This is a genomic window from Companilactobacillus baiquanensis, assembly GCF_003946605.1.
Taxonomy (GTDB): domain Bacteria; phylum Bacillota; class Bacilli; order Lactobacillales; family Lactobacillaceae; genus Companilactobacillus; species Companilactobacillus baiquanensis.
Genome location: NZ_RHOQ01000001.1, coordinates 666,737 through 687,362 on the forward strand (window position 1 = coordinate 666,737; position 20,626 = coordinate 687,362).

Annotated in this window: 17 protein-coding genes; 9 read left to right on the top strand and 8 right to left on the bottom strand. The window is 35.5% G+C overall.

The features are described 5' to 3' along the window. Positions 1–136 precede the first annotated feature (136 nt). Together EKM77_RS03295 and EKM77_RS03300 are read left to right on the top strand one after the other, a co-directional pair. Entirely contained in the window at positions 137–403 is a 267-nt protein-coding gene (locus tag EKM77_RS03295) for a hypothetical protein (RefSeq protein WP_125592715.1), read from the top strand. 155 nt (positions 404–558) lie between these two features. Continuing rightward, a complete protein-coding gene (locus EKM77_RS03300; RefSeq protein ID WP_125592597.1) occupies positions 559–1,476 on the top strand; it encodes an L-lactate dehydrogenase in 918 nt (305 codons plus the stop codon). A 221-nt stretch (positions 1,477–1,697) separates the two neighbouring features. Here the strand turns inward: EKM77_RS03300 and EKM77_RS03305 are convergent, their stop codons facing one another. Beyond that, entirely contained in the window at positions 1,698–3,026 is a 1,329-nt protein-coding gene (locus tag EKM77_RS03305; RefSeq protein ID WP_125592599.1) for an enolase C-terminal domain-like protein, read from the bottom strand. 175 nt (positions 3,027–3,201) lie between these two features. Here EKM77_RS03305 and EKM77_RS03310 point away from each other — a divergent pair, with 175 nt between their 5' ends. After that, positions 3,202–4,101: a LysR family transcriptional regulator gene (locus tag EKM77_RS03310; protein ID WP_125592601.1), complete on the top strand. Its 900-nt coding sequence runs from the start codon at positions 3,202–3,204 to the stop codon at positions 4,099–4,101. Between the two features lie 160 nt (positions 4,102–4,261). On the opposite strand, the gene EKM77_RS03315 is transcribed toward EKM77_RS03310, so the two are convergent. After that, a complete protein-coding gene (locus EKM77_RS03315) occupies positions 4,262–5,389 on the bottom strand; it encodes a lactonase family protein (protein ID WP_125592603.1) in 1,128 nt (375 codons plus the stop codon). Between the two features lie 15 nt (positions 5,390–5,404). Then, a complete protein-coding gene (locus EKM77_RS03320; RefSeq protein ID WP_125592605.1) occupies positions 5,405–6,622 on the bottom strand; it encodes a mandelate racemase/muconate lactonizing enzyme family protein in 1,218 nt (405 codons plus the stop codon). A gap of 381 nt (positions 6,623–7,003) precedes the next feature. On the opposite strand from EKM77_RS03320, the gene EKM77_RS03325 reads away from it, so the two are divergent. The 3 genes from EKM77_RS03325 (at position 7,004) to EKM77_RS03335 (ending at position 10,854) form a co-directional block, all read left to right on the top strand. Further along, positions 7,004–7,981 carry a hydroxyacid dehydrogenase gene (locus EKM77_RS03325; protein WP_125592607.1) on the top strand — a complete coding sequence of 326 codons (978 nt, stop codon included), beginning with the start codon at positions 7,004–7,006 and terminating at the stop codon, positions 7,979–7,981. 30 nt (positions 7,982–8,011) lie between these two features. Then, positions 8,012–9,424, top strand: coding sequence for an SLC13 family permease (locus EKM77_RS03330; protein ID WP_125592608.1), 1,413 nt, complete (start codon positions 8,012–8,014; stop codon positions 9,422–9,424). Positions 9,425–9,516: 92 nt separating this feature from the next. Continuing rightward, positions 9,517–10,854 (top strand): gluconate:H+ symporter, encoded by a 1,338-nt coding sequence (locus EKM77_RS03335; RefSeq protein WP_125592610.1) that lies wholly within the window; start codon positions 9,517–9,519, stop codon positions 10,852–10,854. Here EKM77_RS03335 and EKM77_RS03340 read toward each other — a convergent pair. Next, positions 10,851–11,837 (bottom strand): zinc-binding alcohol dehydrogenase family protein, encoded by a 987-nt coding sequence (locus EKM77_RS03340; RefSeq protein WP_125592612.1) that lies wholly within the window; start codon positions 11,835–11,837, stop codon positions 10,851–10,853. The genes EKM77_RS03335 and EKM77_RS03340 overlap by 4 nt on opposite strands. 211 nt (positions 11,838–12,048) lie before the next feature. Between EKM77_RS03340 and EKM77_RS03345 the strand changes: the two genes are divergently transcribed. Continuing rightward, positions 12,049–13,656: a bifunctional aspartate transaminase/aspartate 4-decarboxylase gene (locus EKM77_RS03345; protein WP_125592614.1), complete on the top strand. Its 1,608-nt coding sequence runs from the start codon at positions 12,049–12,051 to the stop codon at positions 13,654–13,656. Positions 13,657–13,672: 16 nt separating this feature from the next. Next, positions 13,673–14,878, top strand: coding sequence for a glycosyltransferase family 4 protein (locus EKM77_RS03350; RefSeq protein WP_125592616.1), 1,206 nt, complete (start codon positions 13,673–13,675; stop codon positions 14,876–14,878). Between the two features lie 52 nt (positions 14,879–14,930). Here EKM77_RS03350 and EKM77_RS03355 read toward each other — a convergent pair whose 3' ends face one another. Next, entirely contained in the window at positions 14,931–16,283 is a 1,353-nt protein-coding gene (locus tag EKM77_RS03355) for an NCS2 family permease (protein WP_377729290.1), read from the bottom strand. Positions 16,284–16,537: 254 nt separating this feature from the next. Here EKM77_RS03355 and EKM77_RS03360 point away from each other — a divergent pair, with 254 nt between their 5' ends. Continuing rightward, positions 16,538–17,950: a C69 family dipeptidase gene (locus tag EKM77_RS03360; protein ID WP_125592620.1), complete on the top strand. Its 1,413-nt coding sequence runs from the start codon at positions 16,538–16,540 to the stop codon at positions 17,948–17,950. Between the two features lie 68 nt (positions 17,951–18,018). Here the strand turns inward: EKM77_RS03360 and EKM77_RS11120 are convergent, their stop codons facing one another. The 3 genes from EKM77_RS11120 to EKM77_RS03370 are packed head-to-tail and all read right to left on the bottom strand — an operon-like array spanning position 18,019 to position 20,489. Continuing rightward, positions 18,019–18,147 (bottom strand): hypothetical protein, encoded by a 129-nt coding sequence (locus EKM77_RS11120; RefSeq protein ID WP_263852889.1) that lies wholly within the window; start codon positions 18,145–18,147, stop codon positions 18,019–18,021. A gap of 20 nt (positions 18,148–18,167) precedes the next feature. Beyond that, positions 18,168–20,255: an AAA family ATPase gene (locus tag EKM77_RS03365; RefSeq protein ID WP_125592622.1), complete on the bottom strand. Its 2,088-nt coding sequence runs from the start codon at positions 20,253–20,255 to the stop codon at positions 18,168–18,170. Positions 20,256–20,267: 12 nt separating this feature from the next. Next, positions 20,268–20,489 carry a transcriptional regulator gene (locus EKM77_RS03370; RefSeq protein ID WP_125592624.1) on the bottom strand — a complete coding sequence of 74 codons (222 nt, stop codon included), beginning with the start codon at positions 20,487–20,489 and terminating at the stop codon, positions 20,268–20,270. Positions 20,490–20,626 lie beyond the last annotated feature (137 nt).

The window sequence follows — 20,626 nt, forward strand, 5'->3', positions numbered from 1 at the left end:
TGTCCGAAAAGTGTCCGAAATCATACAATATCAAAAATTTTGCTAGTGTAACCTTATTCCAAAGCGATTTATCATGTATTTGTTGAAAGCAATAAGGAACAGCTTTCAAATACAAATGAGAAATGGGGTAATCAATATGTTTACATGGATGTTTTGGATTTTAATAATTTGGTTCGTCATTAATGCCGTATGGATGTGGTTTGATCTCAACAATACAACTTTGCAAAAGACTTTTGCTTGGATCAACGTGGTAGCGGTAATAATTGGTTTTTGGACTTTCTACGGAGCTACTCCGGTGGACAGTTTGTCAACATGGTTCCAAGTTCTAAACTGGGTCAACATCGTCTTAGCTGCCACTCAATTTTATTTCGGCTATCGTAAATCACAACATAAGGTTGCATAATTAAGTATCAATAACAAAAATTTAATAAACAGTTCGATAAACACCTCATAATCCCTCGATTGTGGGGTATTTATTTTGTCTTAGTTATCAAATAATCTTTGTAGCAAAGTCAATTTTTGGTACACTAAAAGAAAAATGAAAGAAGATCTTAGAAAATGAGAAAATTTGGCATAATTGGGATTGGTCATGTTGGAGTTACGATTGCTTATACACTTGTAACTAAAGGCATTGCAGATGAATTGATTTTAATTGATAACAATGAGGGAAAGGCTATCGCTGAACAGCTTGACCTTGAGGACGCTCAGGCTAGACTAGATACAACGACACAAATAAAGATTCAAGATTATTCTGAATTAAAAGATGTCGATATTTTATTCCTAACTGCCGGTAAAATTGATGCCGCAAAAGAAACAGGAAATCGTTGGGCTGAGTTTGAGTTCACCAATGCGATGGTTAAAGAAGTTGCTCCAAAGATCAAGGAATCTGGCTTTAACGGTGTTGTTATTGATACTACTAACCCCTGTGATGCTATTACTCAATATCTTCAAAAATCGACTGGTTTATCTCAACAACAAGTATTTGGAACTGGAACATTTTTAGATACTGCAAGAATGCAACGCGTGGTTGCCAAACAATTTAATGTTAATTCCAAAAATATTGCAGGCTACACCCTTGGCGAACATGGAGATTCTCAATTCGTTGCTTGGTCTGGCGTAACTGTAAATAGTCATCCCCTAGTTGAATTTGCCAAACAACAAGGAAAAGATCTCGACTATACTGCACTTGAAGAAGAAATCAGAAAAGGCGGCTGGTCAGTATATCAAGGTAAAGGATATACAAGTTACGGTATCGCTACTTGTGCTGTTAAATTAGCCGAAGCAGTCTTATCTGATGCTCAATTGGAATGTCCAGTATCTTGTTATAACGATGAATTTGACACATATATTGGTCAACCAGCTGTCATCGGTAAAAACGGTATTGAATACGTAAATAACGTTAAAATCACAGATGATGAAAAAGCAAAATTCAAAAATTCTGCTGAAACTATTAAAAGTAAATTCGCTACTATGTAATTTGTAACAAAACTACTCAACTTTCAAGCATTGAGAAAAAAATCCCAGCTATCCGAATTTGGATAGCTGGGATTTTTATTCGTTACGAATTTTTATTGAAACGCGTTACTTAAGGCAGAGATCTCCGCTTATCTACGAACATCGAACAATTGAAAGTTCACAATTATTCGATATTCTAGGATATGCTCAATCTCTAACCGCCTTAAGTAACGCTCTACTCTTTATCTAACCATAGCTGGTTTCTTAGAATCAAATTTCCATCCAGGAATCAAGAATTGCATTGCGGCAGCATCATTACGTGCGCCTAAATTCTTTTCAACATATAGTTGGTTAGCTTTCTTGATGCTATCTAAGTCAATTTCAACTCCAAGACCTTCGTTAGTCTTTGGAACAGTCAATTGACCATTTTCGATCTTGTAAGGATTCTTAGTCAAGTTTTGACCATCTTGCCAGATCCAGTGAGTATCTACATCAAATACACGTCCAGGAGCAGCAGCGGCAGCATTAGCGACCATAGCTAGTGAAATATCAAAGTGGTTGTTTGAATGAACACCCCAATTTAAATTAAATTCGTTACATAATTGGGCTACTCTGACAGCACCTTCCATTGTCCAGAAATGAGGATCAGCTAAAGGAATTGAAACGGAGTTTAAAGCAATTGCATGTGACATTTGACGCCAATCAGTATCAACCATATTTGTAGCTGTTGGCATATGAGTGATTTGTTGAAATTCTGCTAGTATTTCACGACCTGAAAATCCATCTTCAGCACCACATGGATCTTCGATATAGTGCAAAATATCTTTCATTTCGTCAGCATAATGGAGTGCTTGCTTGAGTGACCAAGCTCCATTTGGATCAAGATCAAGCTTTGCATCAGGAAATGCTTTATGTAAGGCCTTCATAGCGGCAACTTCTTCTTCACCGTCAAAGACACCACCCTTTAACTTGAAAGTCTTAAATCCATATTTATCATAGGCCGCTTGAGCTAATTTGACGATCGATTCAGGATCCATCGCTGGTTTACGGCGTAATTTACCCCAGTCGCTAGTGTCATCGTCATTTTGGATATAAGGCAAATCAGTTTTACTTGCATCACCAACATAGAATAGGTAGCCTAATACTCCGACCTTTTCTCTTTGTTGACCATCACCTAATAATGCAGCAACAGGAACGTGCAAATGTTTACCTAAAAGATCCAAGAATGAAGTTTCAATAGCTGTTAAGGCATGGACCATAATTCTTAGATCAAAGGTTTGTTTACCTCTACCACCCTTATCTAGATATGAGAATTTCTCTTTCACTTTTTGAAGAACGTCTTTATATTCACCGATCGATCGACCGATAACTAATTCTTTTGAGGCTTCCAAAGTACTTGTGATCTTTTCGCCACCTGGCACCTCGCCAACACCAATTTGTCCTTCATCAGTCGTTAGTACAACAATATTTCTTGTAAAATATGGACCATGTGCACCACTCAGGTTCATCAACATGCTGTCATATCCGGCAACCGGATAAACGTCCATTTTTGTTATTTTAGGAATACTCATAATAAAATCTCCTTTAAGTGTTTGTGATTTAATTAACATTAATTCTTAATTCCATTATATTGTGTCCACAATAACTAAAACAGTCACACTTTGGACATATGATGAACCAATGGTACGCATCAATATTAGTGTATAATTAGAATTATTAAAAAAACAAAATATAGGGGTTGTATCTATGGACATAAATAAGCTAAAAACCTTTTTAACCGTATCTAAGTCCGGAAGCTTTAAGTCTGCCGCTGAAAAACTTTTCTTATCTCCTAGGGCTGTTTCTAAGCAAATGGATCAAATCGAAAATGAACTAGGCGTTGAACTTTTCAGCCGAAATAAAAATAGTACCGAATTAAATTCAACGGGGAAGCAATTTATTGTCACGGCTCAAGACATTGTTAATAGTTACAATGATGCACTGACCAGAATTCAAACGGTTGATAATACCCCTGAAAATAAGTTGCAAGTCGGATTCTCATCAATGAATCAAGCTACAATTTTACAGACTATGTTTTTACCTTATATGATTAAAAATCCAGACATCAAAGTTGAATTGAAAGAAGAAAGCGGCAAGCGGCTTGTAAATTTAATCAAACGAGACGCACTTGATTTTGCCGTAACACCTTTTTATGCAATCGAACAAGATACTGATGATTTTGAAATGGTAAAATCTATAAAACTTGCTGAGGGTGAACTACTATTGGGTATTAGTCGTATAAACCCTTTGAGTGAAGCTGATTCTATTAGTTTGAAGCAAGTTAAGGATATGAAATTGTTGTATTACAGTTCATCTGATTCTATTTATTTACGAGATGTCTTCTTTAAGAAATTCACCGGTTATTTTGAAAGAGATCAAATAAGCCGTGTTTCATCATTGGAACAAAGAGATATGCTAGTCGCAACAAATAATGGAATAGGATTTTATCCAAGTCCTCTTTTCAATAAAGAAAAATCTCAAAATCCCATGATAAAATTCCTTAAAATCAATGATGATGTAAATAAGTACTACGCTTCAACATTTTGGTATAACAAGAATAATAAAAATCCTATTTTAAAAAAATTAGTTACAGAGTTATCTAAATAATTAGGGAGCCTGGCAAAAGTCAGGCTCTCTTTTTTACTGAAATGCGCTCCATAAGGCAGAGATCTCCGCCTAGCTACGAGCGACAAACAATTGAAAATACTCAATTATTTGTCGCTCTATGCTATGCTCAATCTCTAATCGCCTTATGTCGCACTCTTTTTTACTTCAAAAAATCAGTAGCTTCGAGTACACGGACACAAGCGTCATGTTTAATATTCTTTTGTGCTACGGATAAATATCCACTTTCTGTATCACGTTTATAAAGAATCAAATCATTAGTATTTTGATTTGCACACAATAGATAGTCTCCATTCTTGCTCAAGCTAAAGTCACGAGGGAAAACACCTTCTGTTTTAATTTGTTGAATCTTTTCAAGATGTTTGCCATCATCAATAACTTTATAAACAGTTAGTGAGTTATGACCACGGTTTGAAATATACAAGAATTTTTCATCTGCTGATAAACGAATGGCGGCTGATCCATTATGACCAACATATCCTTCAGGAATATTGGAGTAGTCAGCGATTCGTGCCAAAGTACCAGTCTTTGGATCATATTCAACTACTCCTACTCGACTTGATAATTCGCCTAATACATAAACATAATTACTGTTTTTAGCAATCGCCAACTGACGTGGTCCAAATCCCGGTTTAGTATCGAATGCAGAAACTAGAGTAATTTCAGCATTATCAAAATTAACATCGTAAATAAATAATTTATCGCAACCTAATCCACAAACCATTAATCTGCCATCAGGTAATTGTCTAGCAAAATGAATATGCGCATGATCTTGTTCTACTAATGGGCCATTTCCTTCAATTGGATATGTGTGACTGTCAGTAATGTTGTAATTATCGTCCATCTTATATGTATGGATCGCATTAGTATTGTAATTTGCAGCAAACAAAACTTTATGTTCAGTATCGATCGAAATATATGAAGGAACTGTATATGGCAATTCATTCCAGAAATATAAATTCTTAGCTGCATCATAAGCTTCATATGATCCATGCTTCTTTGGAAGAAAACTAGTTGAGATCACTTTGCCAGTTTTAACATCAATAATACCAACGCCACCTTGGTTATTATCCTTAGTCATAACTGTCGCAATTTTTTGATCTTTAGTTGAAAAATTGAAGAAAGCTGGATTTTCTACCTTAGCTAATAAACTAATATCAGTAATTTCTCCTTTATCAGTATCAAGAGTTGCTGTATAAACACCATCTGATTGATTGTTTGGAGTGTAATTATCCTCTGTATATCCACCTAAAATAAATTTATCTAACATTATTAGTACCTCCTCTTATTTAATAGTTACCATCTTGCACTTAGCAATAACTTCTGGTTTTAATTCTTGTCCAATACCAGGACGATCTGGAATATCAATGAATCCATCAACTGGTTGATAGTCATCATAAATACATGTAGCACGATCTTTAGCGTTGATAGCACGTTGATAAACTTCATGGATCAAGAAATTAGGAATAACTGCTTCAACTTGTAATGCCGCCGCAATAGCAATTGGTCCCCCACAAACATGAACTTGAGCATTGATGTCATATGTATAAGCCATATCACAAATTTTCTTTGCTTCTGAAATTCCTCCAGCCAAACATAAATCAGGTTGCGCAACTTTAATAGAACGATCTTCAAAGAACTTACGGAATCCAAAACGAGTAAAGACACGTTCACCAGCTGCAACCGGAATATTGACCTTTTGAGAAACTTCTAATGTGTTATCAGGATTTAAGGTACTTACTGGTTCTTCATAATACAAAATATTTAAATCTTCTAGAGCTTGTCCGATCTTAATAGCGGAAGTTGTATCAGAATTAGCGTGCATATCAATAATGATATCTAAATCATCCCCGCCAGCTTCACGCATAGCTTTAACACGATTATAGGCAACATCAATAATATGTTTAGAAACAGTACCTTTAGTGTTCCATTCTCCACCGCCATCTGGTTGATCACTCAACATGATAGGATCAAATTTCAAAGCGTCATAACCTTCAGATCTAACTTTCTTAGTAACTTCGGCATAATCTTCTGGTGTGATAAGTTTCAATTTGTCGATATGTTCACCCCAGTTATATTGAAGCTGACTTGCATAAGCTCTTAAATGGTCATTTGTTTTGCCACCAAGGATCTCATAAGTAGGAGTGTTGTAATACTTACCTTTGATATCCCAAAGAGCAATATCGATCGCACTGATAGCTGCATCGACAACGACTCCGCCGGCAATGCCCCAATAAGTAGTTGTAAGTAATTTATCCCAAATTTTTTCAATATTTAATGGATCTTCGCCAATGATGACTTCACTAAAATCTTGAAGCATACCAAATCCACCGCGCCAGCCTTTTCCATAAGCCAATCCAGCTTCGCCAAATCCAGAAATTCCTTTATCTGTGTTAACTCTAATTACTAAAGGACACCAATCTTCTTTTGAACCTTGTCCATTTCCACTGAAACTAGGATCTTCACTAGGAACTTTCATAATATCTACACTAACAATTTTCATTATTTATCCTCCGCTCTCGTTTATAAATAAATACCTCAAAAACTAATTTCGTTAACTAACGGTTTTCAGTAACCGTTTACAAATTTGATTATAGTTAATTTTTTCACTAATTCACAGTCACGCCTGATTCCCCTGATGAACCTTTTATGTATATTGGAGAATGTTTTTCATTTAATAAACAAGACTATATGCCTTATATAATAGGATATCCTTTATTAAAATTAATATTTGTTTTCATCACATGACATATTTAGTTCGGCAGGCGTCCATTCAGTAACTGTTGGTTAGTGAATTTATTAACTATAATGAGATTTGAAAGCGGAACATTGCTTAATGAATCGAAACTACATTACAAGGAAATATTACTGGGAGGCTCAAATTATGAGGAAAGTTTTATTGAGTGAAAAGATAGATGAAAAAGGAATCCAACTTCTAAAAGATAACGGTTTTGAAGTTAAGGTTTCTGCTAATACAGATGCTGAAACTATGAAAAAAGAAATCGCCGATGCATACGCCGTTATTATGCGTTCATCTGAATTACCTGCTGAAGTCATTGAAGCCGGTAAAGATCTAAAAATAATCTCTAGAAATGGTACTGGAATAAATAATGTTGATGTAGATTATGCAACTAAGAAAAATATCATGGTCGCTAAGGTCAACGGAGCCAATGCCTTTTCAGTTGCTGAATATGTCATTACTACTATGTTGATGCTAAGTAGAAAAATCTTACCTGCCAATCAATTAATTCACGACAAAAAAGAGGAACTAGCAGCTGACGGTTCACTACCCGGTTTCTCAACAAAATACAATTTGAATGGTAATCAATTAAAAGATAAGACTTTGGCAATTTTAGGTTTAGGAAAAATTGGTCAAGTTCTAGTAAAGCTAGCCGAAGCATTTGGAATGAATGTCGTTGGTTATGATCCATACATTAAGGATTCACCTGTAAAACTTTATGACAAGTTAGAAGATATTTATAAAGTGGCTGATTTCTTATCGATCAATATGCCACTAACACCTGAAACAAAGAACATGATCACTGCTAAAGAATTAAAGACAATGAAGAAAAACGTCTTCATTATTAATTCAGCTCGTGGAGGGATCATTAACGAAAGCGACTTGGCAGATGCACTAAACAATGATGAGATCGCCGGTGCCGCACTTGATTCATTCAATCCCGAACCACCAGCTCCCGATAATCCATTATTCTCAAGTAAAAACACTATTCTAACAACTCATTTAGCAGGTACAACTGTTGAAGCTAATCAAGCACTAGGATTAGGTGCCGCTCAAGCAATTATTGACTTTTCTAACGGCAAAACACCTGAATTTCCAGTAAACGCAAAGGATTTAAAATAATTAGTTATTCATAAAAGGAGGACTTCCATTATGAAACATAAAAAATTAATTGCCGGCGTAATTGGAATTATTTTAGGAGTAATTATTGCCTTTCTGATTCCCACACCAGAAGGTTTAACTCATGCCGGAATGATCGTTTTAGCATCATTAGTTACCGCAAATATCTTTTGGATCTTTAATGTTATACCTAGTTTTGCAACTGGTTTACTAATGTTGTCATCTTGGGTCGCATTAGGCGCTGTTAAATTTGAAGTTTCATTTGCTATCTTTTCTTCAACCACAATGTGGATCATTATTGGTGGTTTAGGATTAGGTGCTGCGGCTACAAAGACAGGCTTGATCAAACGAATCGCCCTTAAAATTATGACTTATTTTCCTGCTAATTTTAGAGGTCAGACGCTAGCACTATTCACTGCTGGTACAATTGTTGCACCAATGATACCTAGTGCTCACCCTAAAGCTGCTATGAGTACCCCAATCGCCAAAGGTATCAGTAATGCTTTAGGTTACAAAGAATATGGAAAAGGTAGTTCTGGTATCTTCTTAGCTGCCATGTGGGGATTCTTCGTTACTGAAGCCAGTTTCTTAAGTGCCACTGCTCAAAATTATGCCTTTAAAGGTCTCATCCCTGCTAGTGCTCAAAAAGTATTGAGCTGGGGTAATTGGTTTGTCATGATGATTCCTTGGACTATTATCATTCTAGTCGGTGGATATTTCTTATTGACTTTCCTATTTAAACCTAAAAAAGACGAAGCAATTTCTAAACAATTTATTTCAAAACAATTTATTTCAAAACAATTAACTGAATTAGGACCTATGTCACGTGATGAAAAGATCACCGCTGCGGTAATCCTTGTTTCCATTATTTTCTGGATCTTAGAATCAACTGTTAACATCCCTGCTGCCGTTACTGCATTGATCGGTGTCAGTGTCTTAGTTGCTTGCAAAGTTCTTACTCCAGATGATTTCAAGAATCGCTTAAGTTGGAGTACGATCATCTTCATCGGTACAGTTATGGCTTTAGGTAATGTTATGCAATCAGCTGGTTTAACAACTTGGTTACGTACAGTTCTACAACCAGTTATCAGTCCAATTATCGGTAATATTTATATCACAGTTATTGCTCTACCTATTATCATCTACCTATGCAAGTTTGTCGTTGTTTCACTTATTTCAACTGGTACTTTGATCACGATCGGACTATTGCCATTCTTCAGTACAATGAACTTTAGTCCTGCTATTATCGCAATTATCGTTACAACAAGTGTTAATGTTTGGTTGCTTTCTTACATGAACGCACCATTCTTAACTGGTGGCGCTGCGGTTAATAACAGCATGGTCTCGAGAGGTGCCATGGCAAAATCTTCACTTGGATACATGCTTTTAAATATTATTGGTTTACTTATCTGTGTCCCACTTTGGCAAGTTATGGGAATTGCATAGAAAAAAAGGGAATGCATTATTGCAGTCCCTTTTATTTTAAAATCGTATGTGAAATAAATCACTTTATTAGAGGATAGAGAGGAGTGTTTTCCATGTCAATCTACATTATGTTACTTGGGGTCATAATTTTATTTTTCTTAATTATCAAACTCAAATTAAATACCTTTTTCTCGTTAGTGATCGTCTCAGTTATTGTTGGATTATTACTTGGCATTCCCTATGCTAAACTTCCTGAAGTAATCGAACAAGGAATCGGTGACCAAGTTGGTCATTTGATAATAATCTTTGGTCTTGGATCAATGTTAGGGATGTTAATTTCAGATTCTGGGGCTGGAATTTCTATCGCTAATACTTTTACGAAGAAAATTGGTCGTAAATACATTGTCTGGGCGGTTGTTTTAACGTCATTTATTATCGGATTGGCACTATTTTTTGAAGTTGGATTAGTAATTTTACTTCCTATTATCTTTGTCATCGCAGAAGAACTTAATGTTGCTTTCTTATATCTTGCTTTACCAATGGCAGTTTCGTTAAATGTAGCTCACGCCTTTTTACCACCTCATCCAGCACCAACCGCAGTATCAGAAATTCTTGGTGCTCCCATCGGACACGTTATTTTACTAGGTATTCTAGCAGCGATCCCCGTTGCAATATTAATGGGACCTGTTTACAATCATTATCTTAAAAAAATTTATCCAAAAGTTTATCGTAAACATGTTCAAATTCCTTCATTAGGTAACATCAAAACTACTGCTAAAAATAATAATATCCCCCGTTTTTCGACAAGTATCTTAACTGCAACAATGCCTTTGATATTAATTATCTTAGCCACAGTTTTCAAATATATCCTACCCGAAAAAAATGCAATCAATATTATTATCCAATTCATTGGTGATCCTGATATTGCCATGATTATTTCATTATTAATTGCTATTTATACTTTAGGAATCTCTCAAAAAACTTCGATGAAACATATCGGTCAAACTATGGAAACCGCCATAAAACAAATTTCGATGATGCTATTAATCATTGGTGGTGCTGGAGCTTTTAAACAAGTCTTGATCACCGGTGGAGTTTCTAAAGATGTTTCCAATTTATTTATTAATTCAAGTTTCCCAGTTTTAATTGCCGCTTGGATCATCCCTGCTGCCCTTCACTTCTGTCTTGGATCAACGACAGTTGCCGCCTTGACTGGTGCCGGATTAGTGGCTCCTTTAGTCGCTAGTTCAACAATCAATCCAGCACTGATGGTTTTAGCTGTTGGTGCAGGATCAGTCTTTTGCGACCACGTTAACGGAGCTGGTTTTTGGATGATCAAGCAATACTTTGGTTTGTCATTAAAAGAAACAATTCTCACTTGGACAATTTTATCAATGGCAATGTCCGTTACTGGATTGATTGTTGTCTTGTTACTATCTCTAATTTTCTAATCTATTAACGTTATTTTACCAACGTTGTGCCCCGTATTAAGAAGCTTTAATGCTTCATTGACACCCGTTGCATTTATTCCAACAATCGTTTTAGTATCGATCCTTTTAAGTTGGTTTGAATCGATCAAGTCAGTTATTTTCTTTAGGATTTCACCTTGAGATTCCATATGATAATTTTCAGCCGACTTAGTAAACATTAATTCCCAATCAAATGATAAAGATTTTCTTTGTAAGGCCGTAATATCTATAGGTCTATTTACTCCAACAATCGTACCTATATGGCCAAATGGTTTGGTCAATCTAATCAAATCTGATAAATAATCGCTAATGTCGTAGAAGCAGACCGTCGCATCAAAACTATTATCGGATAGTTTTTGCAGCGAATTATCACTATCGGTATGATAATCAATCGGAAAATCAACGCCATGACTTTTTAACCATTCAAAATTTTTAGGACTTGCAGTTGCATAAACGGTTAATCCGGCCCATTTGGCTAGCTGACTAGCAACTGAACCAACACCGCCAGCACCATTGATGATCAAGATCTTTTTACCTTTATTAGCATTCTTTTCAGCTTTAAATCTAAATTTTTCAAAAAGGATCTCATAGGCTGTCAAACTTACTAGCGGAAATCCGACCGATTGAGCGATACTTAAAGTCTGCGGCACTCTTGCCACTAATCTAGCATCGACTAATTGCCGCTCTTGAAAACTTCCCGGTCTAATATTGCTGCCAGCGTAATAAACAACATCACCTACTTCAAAATTTTCAACATTACTCCCCATTTGGATTATTTTTCCTAATCCATCATATCCGACAATATTAGGGCGATTTGGTTTTAAATGCTCTACCTTTCTTGCATCAGCTGGATTTATTGAAACTGCTTTGACTTCGACTAATAAATCATTTCCTGTTGCCTTGATATCATCAACTTCAGCATCCACAAATTTATGATTTTCTATTTTAATTACTTTCTTCGACAATTTGATCACTTCCTAACTATATTATATCAAATTGGTTATTATTTGAGTAATGAACTTAGACATATGTTCATTAATATCATACTGTTAAGCGGTTACAAAGATAATCTGAATTTAAAGTGATTTTTTTCACATTTAAGGCAAAATATAGTATCTTTTTTGTAATTTATCGTTACAATAAACTTGATAGAAACTATTTATCAGGAGGATACTCATGAAAATCTCTGAAGAAAGAAAACTGGAAGATCTAGAATCTTTTGTTATTAGTAGCAAAATGACCTCTCTAGCCAAAGAGAACGCAAAAAATAATATTTTCTTAGATGCCGGACGTGGTAACCCTAATTGGATCAATAAGAAAGCTCGCTTAGCTTTTAATCGCTTAGTTGAATTTGGAATTATTGAATCAGAGCGTACGATCAATAAAGGTGACATGGCAGGATATACTGAACAACATGGTATGAGACAGCGTTTTGAAGCTTTTTTGAGACCAGAAGAATACAAAATTGATGACTTCTGGTTGAGTATTTTAGACTATATTCATGATGATTTAAAACTTAATCAAGACGAAGTTATCAAAGAGTTCGTTGATGGAGCAATTGGAAATAACTATCCTATGCCTGCACGAGTTTTAAAAAATACTGGTAAGATCATTAATCAATATTTACAAACTACCCTATACAATGGCGTCAACTTAAAAGATGAAACCGATGTTTTCGCTACTGAAGGTGGAACTGCAGCGATTGTTTATATTTTTAATACCTTACGCGAAAATAAATTGATCAATTATGGTGATAAAATTGCTATCAATACTCCTATCTTCACTCCCTATATTGAAATTCCTACTTTAAACGACTATCAAATGGTCGAAGTCGATCTCAATTCTGATGCTTCCAATCATTGGGAAATCGCACCTGGTGAAATTGATAAATTATTAGATCCTTCGATTAAATTATTTGTCGTAGTAAATCCAAGTAATCCCGGCTCTAAAGCTTTTAGTGAGAAAGATTTAGCTGAAATAAAAGAAGTCATTAAAAAACGTCCCGACTTAATGATCGTCACAGACGATGTTTATGGAACTTTTGTGGAAAACTTTCAAACACTTTATAGCGTCGTCCCTGATAACACCTTATTAGTTTACTCATTTTCTAAGTTATTCGGTGCCACTGGTTGGCGTCTAGGTTTAGTAGCGGCTCATGAAAAAAATGTCTTCGATAGACTAATTTCACAACTTCCAGAAAAAGATAAACAAGAATTAAACAAACGTTATGGATCAGTTGAATTTGAACCAGCCAAAATGAAATTTATCGATCGTCTAGTTGCTGATTCACGTTCAATCAGTCTTTATCACACTGCTGGATTGTCCACACCGCAACAAATAATGGAAGACTTATTCAGTTTGACTCATTTAGTAAATCGAGATAAATCCGACACTTACATTGAAACATCCAAGAAAATTGTTGATAAAAGATATACCGACCTACACGACTCTTTGGATTATCCTAAAGACGAAAGCAATGATAATTCTAAATACTACTCCATCATCGATATTTATACTGTTGCTGCACGAAAATACGGTCAAGAATTCCGTAATTTCTTAGAAAATAATTTTGAACAACTGGACTTCTTAATCAATTTGGCACAAAAAAACGGAGTTGTTCTGATGGACGGCGTAGGATTTGGAACTCATCCTGGTTGTTTACGAGTTTCGCAAGCTAACTTGCCGACTGAAGATTATCGTTTGATCGGTAATCAGATGATGCAATTATTAGCCGATTATCATAAGCAGTTTATTGAACATAAAGTTAAGATTAAGAATAAATAAATATCTGGGGGAAAATATGAGAATTCTACATATTCAAGCTCAACTACCATCAAAAAGTGGAAGTGGGGTCTACTTTTCCAACGTCATCAAGGGATTAAAGAAAAATCACGAACAAGCTTGTGTCTATGGACGCTTTGATAACTTTGATTACCAAATGCTACCAAAAAATTTACAGTTTCCAGTGACATTTCCTAATGAAAAATGCTCCTTCCCTATGCCAGGTATGAGCGATGTCATGCCCTATGAAAGTACGATTTATAGTGAAATGACACCTGAAATGATAAAAGACTGGCAAGACGTCTTCAGTAAAAAAATTCATCAAGCTATTGAAACTTTTAAACCTGACGTAATCTTTTGTCATCATCTTTGGTATTTAACATCCCTAGTCTGTCAGGAAATTCAAAATATTCCTATCTACGTATTTTGTCATGGAACTGATATCAGACAAGCCAAACAACATCCTGATCTTCTCAAAAAATATGTCACTGACTTTGATAAATTGACACATGTTTTTGCACTAAGTCACCCTCAAGTTAAACAAATAGAAGATATTTACAAAGTTCCTCAAAATAAAATTACCGTTATCGGTGGTGGTTTTGATCCAGAAATATTCTATCCCGTAACTAAACCTGAAAAGAAAACGATCGATATCGTTTATGCCGGTAAAATGTCATCTGCTAAGGGAATTTTTGCACTGGCTAATGCCTTTAATGCTATCAGTAAAGACTACCCCAATGTCTTTCTTCATTTGATCGGAAATACTTCAGAAGAAGCTGAAGAAAAATTAAGACCATTTTTGGATAACACACAAATAAAAGTTTATAACGTGGTCAATCAAAGAAGACTCGCTGATATCTTTAGACAATCAGATATTTTTGTACTCCCATCTTATTATGAGGGTTTAGGACTAGTTGCGATTGAAGCACTAGCCTGTGATTTAAGAGTTGTCGTAACAACAATTCCACCATTACAAGAACAATTAGGAAAACTAGTTAATAATAGTGGTTATATCAGCTACGTTGATTTACCAAGATTGGTTAACCAAGATGAACCAATAAAAGAAGATCTTCCAGCCTTTTATAATCGATTGGAAAAAGCTCTAAGAAAGCAAATTTCTGGGGTTATCAACAAGCCGCAATTTCCTAAAGATATTCAAGAGTCAATTTCAACTAATAGTTGGCCTCAATTGATAACACATATAGAACAAATACTTGAAAAGTAAATAAGTGCAGCAATCCAATTTTTGGATTACTACACTTATTTTTTCGCACTTTTTAACTGTGAGGTAAAACATTAATAATATAAAGTAATAATGCAAAGACAAAGAATAGTCCATACATAATTCCATTAACTTCTTTTCTTCTACCTGCAGCGATCATTGTCAAAGGATAAGCTAAAAATCCAAAAGCAATACCGTAAGTAATATTGTAAGTCAATGGCATGGCTAGAACGGTCAAGAATGCTGGTAAGGCAATCTCGAATTTTTCCCAATGAATCCCCTTCATCGATTGTGCCATCAATGCACCAACGATAATTAAAACTGGTGCTGTAACGTTAGTTGTGACAACTGTCAAAAGTGGTGAGAAAAACATTGAAACAGCGAATAATGCCCCAACCACGATCGAAGTCAAACCAGTTCTACCACCAACTGCAATTCCGGCACTGGATTCAACATAGGCTGTTGGTGGAGTAGTACCCATAACCGCACCACTGACCATTGAGATCGAATCAGCCATCAATGCTCGACCAATTCTTGGCATCTTGCCATTTTCCATTAAATGAGCTTGTTCTGCTAAACCGATCAAAGTACCAGCAGTATCAAAGAATGCTACCAATAAGAAGATAATAACAACTGCCCACAATTGTGGCTGCTTGATGTCGCCGACATGCGCGATTCCTACTCCAAAAGTAGGTTTCAAACTAGGAACACCAGAAACAATATGACTTGGTAATGGAATAAGTTTAGTAACCAAACCAGCAACAGTTGTAAAGACCATTCCTATAAAAATAGCTCCTGGAACCTTACGACACATCAATCCGGCAGTGACGATCAAACCAGCAATCGTCAATAATGTTGTTGGATTTGTGAATGAACCGATTTCAACTAGTGATGATTTACTAGCCTCGATCAAACCCCCACCTTGTAAACCAACAAAAGCGATAAATAATCCTAAACCAGCCGAAACAGCTAATTTCAAATCTTGTGGAATAGAATTAATAACTAATTCACGTAACTTCAATAATGAAACAATCAAAAAGATAATACTAGCAACAAAAACACCAGCCATAGCTGTTTGCCAAGGAATTCCCATCGCAATAACAACTGAATAACTAAAGAATGCATTGTCACCTAATCCCGGTGCAATGGCGATTGGATAGTTTGCTAAAATCCCCATCAAAACGGATCCAATTACACCAGTTAGAGCAGTAGCAGTGAATAAGGCACCCTTATCCATACCTGAAGCTCCCAAAACTTGTGGATTAACAAATAAAATATATGCCATTGAGACAAATGTTGTTAATCCCGCTAAGACTTCACGTTTTATCGAAGTTCCAGCTTGATTTAGATGAAATAAACGTTCAATTAAACTCAAGTTTTTTCCATCATTATTTAATGATTCCAAAATAAACGCCCCCGAAGAAAGATTACGAACTTATCTAGTATTACAGAAATGTTTTTATTTTTCAAGACAATTAGAAACATTTATCACATAATTTTAATTATAGTTCGTGTTTTACAGAACATTATTTAAATATACGCTTAATTTTGGTATCAAATATTTTTCAAAATTAATATTATCCTTGTGACCGCATAGTTTAGAACTAATTCCACAAGGGTTATAATATAACTCAAATATAAAAAAAGGAGTGCTTCTAAAAAATGACAAAAAGAATTAAGGGTTCATGTACTAGTATTTTGGTCGGTAAAAAAGCTTCTATTGACGGCTCTACTATCATCTCAAGAAATGACGATGGCCACGAAGCTTTGGATCCAGAGCGTTTTGTAGTTATAAATCCCGAGGATCAACCAAAACATTACCAATCTGTTATTAGTAAGGTTAAAGTTGAACTACCTGATAATCCATTACGTTATACTTCAATCCCTAACTCAATTTTGACTAACGGAATTTGGCCAGCCGCTGGTATTAATAGTGAAAATATTGCTATGTCAGCTACTGAAACTATCACAACAAATCCCCGTGTCTTAGGACTTGATCCATATGTTGACGGTGGTATTGGTGAGGAAGACTTAGTTACACTTGTCTTACCATATATCCACAGTGCTAAAGAAGGTGTTGAACGTCTGGGGTCTCTTCTTGAAGAATATGGAACTTATGAACCAAATGGAATTGCTTTTTCTGATAATGACAATGTTTGGTGGCTTGAAACAATTGGTGGTCATCACTGGGCAGCGGTTCGTATACCCGACGATGCTTACGTTATCGCTCCAAATCGTATGAATATTGATGAATTCGACTTTGATTCAGATGATACTTTAGCATCAGCGGATTTGAAAAAATTTATCGAAGATAATGATTTAAATCCAGACACTAATGTTTATAACTTACGCCACATTTTTGGCAGCTCATCGATCAAAGATACTGTCTATAACAACCCCCGTGCATGGTTTGGCCAAAAATACTTCACTCCAGAAGTTGAACACGATCCTATGGATCAAGATCTTCCATTCATTTGTCATGCAAATCGAAAGATTTCAATTGAAGACGTAAAATTTGTTTTGAGTTCTCATTACGAAAATACAAAATATGACGTTTATGGTGATGGTACTGAAGCTGAAAAAACTTTGTTCCGTCCAATTGGTATTAATAGAAACCACGATGTTCATATTCTTCAGATTCGTAATAAAGTCCCTGCCGAAATTGCCGGTATCCACTGGTTAGCTTTTGGTGCAAATACCTTCAATTCAGTGGTTCCATTTTATGCAAACGTTAAAGACACTCCTGCAGCATACAAAGATACAGATGATGAATTTAACCTAAACAATATGTATTGGTTAAGTTGTACAACTGCTTTGCTTGGTGATACGGACTATGATTTGTACGTTGACTTTAGAAACACCTTTGAACTTGAAGCAATGGGTTCATATAGAAAAATTCAACATGATACAGACATTGACATTAAAAAACAAAGTAGTACCAACATTCAAAAATATCTTGAAGATGCTAATAACAAACTTGCTCAAGATTCATTGAAACGTCAAACTAAGTTACTTGGCGAGATGGTAATTTTCGGTTCAGAAAAGATGAAATTAAGATATAACTTAAACGACTAGTTAAAATGAAAAGGTGCTGTATTTGAACCGTTAGGTTCAGATACAGCACCTTTTTTTAAAGATTTATATCAAACTCTATGTTTCAATTTATCAACGGCTTCTTGAATTGTTCTACCGTTCTCAAAAACATTCGAATCATTCTTGTCCACAGCCGTAAATAATTGATCTTTTAGATTTAACAAAATTCTATACTTCACGATCAATTACCTCCTTTGGACTATTTTTTAACGATTTTAATCGTACCGTCGGCTAATTCAGCCTTTAGATCTTTAACATCCAAGTTATCCAAATAGAATTCAGCGACTTTATCCCTGATTTGCTGTTCAATAACTCTTCTTAATGGTCTTGCACCCATTGCTTCATCATAACCTTCGTCTATCAACCATTCTTTTGCTTCTGGTGTGACTTCCAAAGTGATTTGCTTCTTGGCCAAATTCTTATTAACATCATCTAGCATCAGATTTACGATTTGATTTAAATCATCCTTTGAAAGATGTGTAAATTCAACAATTCCATTGAATCTATTTAAGAATTCTGGACGGAAGTATGGTGCTAATTTATCCATTAGTTTTTGATCTTTATCAGTTTTTTCACCAAAACCGGCATTTGATGTAGCAATTATAATTGTATTCTTAAAATCAACTACGTTACCTTGGCCATCAGTTAAACGACCGTCATCCATAACTTGTAAAAGTAATGTCAAAACTTGTGGGTTTGCTTTTTCTATTTCATCGAGCAATACAATGGAATATGGATTACGTCTTACTTGTTCAGTTAAGGTATTGCCGTTGTCCTCATAGCCAACGTAACCAGCTGAAGTACCTATCAATTTAGATACAGCGGTCAAATCAGAATACTCACTCATATCCAAACGGACGATAGCATCCTTACTGCCAAACATGTCACTGGCTAATTGTTTTACTAGTTCTGTTTTACCAACACCAGTTGGGCCAACGAATAAGAAACTTCCAATTGGACGGTTACCTTCATCAAATCCAGCACGATTACGACGAATGGCTCTAACAACCATATCAACGGCTTCATCTTGACCTATGACATGACCCTTTAACCTCTTACCCATATCCTTTAGTCTTTCAATATCACTAGCACCCATTTGTGAAACAGGAACACCAGTTAATCTTTGAACGGCTTCAGCAATATCGTTTACTTTTGCTACTGGTTCAGCCGAATCGTCACTATCCAGTTTTTTGTTAATATCCTCAATTTGTTTCTTTAAGTCAGCAGCCTTTTCGAATTCTTCATTCTTGGCAGCTTCTTCTTTTTTAGTTTCTGCTACCTTTAAAGACTTCTCAAGGCTAACTTTATCAGTAACAGGATGTTTGGCAGCTAAATGAGCCGCTGTCATATCGATTAAATCAATTGCTTTGTCAGGGAGTGATCTTTGTGGAATATATTGAACTGAATAATCCACAGCAGCCTTCAAAACGTCATCAGGTAATTCCACCTTGTGATGATCTTCATAGGCTTTTCGTAATCCCTTCAAAATAGCAACAGTTGCTTCTTTAGATGGTTCATTGATCGTTACATCGTTGAATCTTCTTGCTAAAGCTGCATCTTTCATAATCGTATTACGATACTCATCTTGAGTTGTAGCACCAATGACTGCGAGATCACCACGACTCAAAGCGGGTTTAATTATGTCTGATAAGCCTTTACTACCAGCTTCTCCACCAGCAGCACCTGTACCAATGATTTGATGGATCTCGTCAAAGAATAGGACCACATTGCCAGCTTTTTTAACTTCTTTGAGTAAATTTTGAACATTTTCTTCAAATGATCCACGATATTGAGTTCCAGCTTCAAGGGCTGATACATCAACTGAAATAATCTCTTTATCTTTGATTGATGCAGGAACATCGCCTTTAACTATTGCTTGTGCTAATCCTTCAACAACAGCGGTCTTACCAACACCAGCATCTCCGACTAAAATTGGATTATTTTTTGTACGACGGCTCAAAATTTCAGCCGTTTCTTGAATTTCCTTATCACGGCCAATGACGGGATCAAGTAAACCATCACGTGCCTCTTGCGTTAAATTACGTCCTAATTTATCTAATAATTTACCATTACTACTATTGTTACTTGTTTGTTTTTGTTCTTCAACCGGAATACTTTTACCAGCTGTCCGCATTTCTTGATATCTTGCTAGTTCATCAGGCGTTAATTCGTGTCCGTTAACATAGTACTTAGTACCTGAACCTCTATTCTCACCCATTAAACTGTTAAAGATATTATTCATGTCGTTATTTGAAAACAAATCGTCATCCCAAAATGATCTTGCCATAAAATTGCCTCCTCACTTCAGATAATGTAATTCCAATTCACGTAAAACTCTCCACATTTCAATATCTTGCGCTTTGGCAATAGCCTCAATATCACGCAAATTAAGCGGAGTGGCGGAAGATTGGTCTTTATTAAATGACTTATGCAGAGTCGTATAACCGAATCCACTCTTCTTGGCTATAAAGTAGATCGTTAAGTGTTTATCCTCTAAGTACGATTTAATATCTATTTCCATGTCTCCAACCTCCACAAGTACATTATAGCACATTTGTGATATATTACAAATGTGAAGTATCACAGATGTGTCATAATGTATTTCTATTCTTATTTTTTTAAAAGTTTTGTTAAACTAATAATAGCAGAGGTGATCAA

Bases quoted from the DNA above. Each gene is read 5' to 3' on its own strand.
- EKM77_RS03295 (WP_125592715.1), top strand. From the start codon at position 137: ATGTTTACATGGATGTTTTGGATTTTAATAATTTGGTTCGTCATTAAT.
- EKM77_RS03300 (WP_125592597.1), top strand. From the start codon at position 559: ATGAGAAAATTTGGCATAATTGGGATTGGTCATGTTGGAGTTACGATT.
- EKM77_RS03305 (WP_125592599.1), bottom strand. From the start codon at position 3,026: ATGAGTATTCCTAAAATAACAAAAATGGACGTTTATCCGGTTGCCGGA.
- EKM77_RS03310 (WP_125592601.1), top strand. From the start codon at position 3,202: ATGGACATAAATAAGCTAAAAACCTTTTTAACCGTATCTAAGTCCGGA.
- EKM77_RS03315 (WP_125592603.1), bottom strand. From the start codon at position 5,389: ATGTTAGATAAATTTATTTTAGGTGGATATACAGAGGATAATTACACT.
- EKM77_RS03320 (WP_125592605.1), bottom strand. From the start codon at position 6,622: ATGAAAATTGTTAGTGTAGATATTATGAAAGTTCCTAGTGAAGATCCT.
- EKM77_RS03325 (WP_125592607.1), top strand. From the start codon at position 7,004: ATGAGGAAAGTTTTATTGAGTGAAAAGATAGATGAAAAAGGAATCCAA.
- EKM77_RS03330 (WP_125592608.1), top strand. From the start codon at position 8,012: ATGAAACATAAAAAATTAATTGCCGGCGTAATTGGAATTATTTTAGGA.
- EKM77_RS03335 (WP_125592610.1), top strand. From the start codon at position 9,517: ATGTCAATCTACATTATGTTACTTGGGGTCATAATTTTATTTTTCTTA.
- EKM77_RS03345 (WP_125592614.1), top strand. From the start codon at position 12,049: ATGAAAATCTCTGAAGAAAGAAAACTGGAAGATCTAGAATCTTTTGTT.
- EKM77_RS03350 (WP_125592616.1), top strand. From the start codon at position 13,673: ATGAGAATTCTACATATTCAAGCTCAACTACCATCAAAAAGTGGAAGT.
- EKM77_RS03360 (WP_125592620.1), top strand. From the start codon at position 16,538: ATGACAAAAAGAATTAAGGGTTCATGTACTAGTATTTTGGTCGGTAAA.
- EKM77_RS03365 (WP_125592622.1), bottom strand. From the start codon at position 20,255: ATGGCAAGATCATTTTGGGATGACGATTTGTTTTCAAATAACGACATG.
- EKM77_RS03370 (WP_125592624.1), bottom strand. From the start codon at position 20,489: ATGGAAATAGATATTAAATCGTACTTAGAGGATAAACACTTAACGATC.